The 703-nt window shown below is 32.7% G+C and carries 1 protein-coding gene; it reads left to right on the top strand.

Annotation, left to right across the window (positions count from 1 at the left end; translation table 11 throughout):
- Positions 1-151: 151 nt before the first annotated feature.
- A complete protein-coding gene (locus tag AC3G7N_RS21135; RefSeq protein ID WP_489424110.1) occupies positions 152-541 on the top strand; it encodes a DUF302 domain-containing protein in 390 nt (129 codons plus the stop codon).
- The last annotated feature ends 162 nt before the right edge of the window (positions 542-703 follow it).

The following is a 703-nucleotide window of genomic DNA, read 5'->3' as shown; positions in this document are numbered from 1 at the left end:
CGGAATGAATGCCTGGGTATGATAATTGATAATGAAGAAGTTTAACATTCCGTCGTATGGGTTAATATTAAACGTTGGATAAAAATTACCAAATATAATTTTATCTGTTTATGGCAGGTAACTTTTTATAAAAAGGGAGTTGTTTAAGGTTATGTTTCATTATACAGTTGAAACGGAAAAATCAATGGAGAAAGCGATTCATGCACTGGAGGAAAACCTAAAGGAAGAAAAATTCGGTGTGCTTTGGCAATTTGATGTTAAAGAAACGTTAAACAATAAAGGGTTTGATTTTGAACAAGCCTATCAGGCTTTGGAAGTTTGTAATCCAAAAGAGGCGAATACTATATTATCTCACACTCCGCTCCTAGGTTATTTTCTCCCATGTAAAATGGTTGTGTACCAGGATATTGAAACAAACAAGGTTAAAATCGGCATGCCAAAGCCAACAGCATTAATTGAAATGGTTCATGATGCTTCATTACAAAAGTTTGCAGCTGATATAGAGGAACGACTGATTGTTTGTATAGATAAGACAAAATAATATCTAATTACGAAAAAATTTCATCTTTTTTTGTGAATTTTAATACCCCATCATGTATAATAGAGTAAAGGAAATGAATGTATAAAACTGGTTTATGTACAATACAAATACCAGATTCAATAGAGAAAAGGGGTGCCGTCCAATGGATTATGATGATCAGAT

It is taken from the genome of Virgibacillus carmonensis (assembly GCF_057836705.1).
Note: the sequence above shows the minus strand (reverse complement) of the source record. Positions and strands in the feature narration are given on the sequence as shown.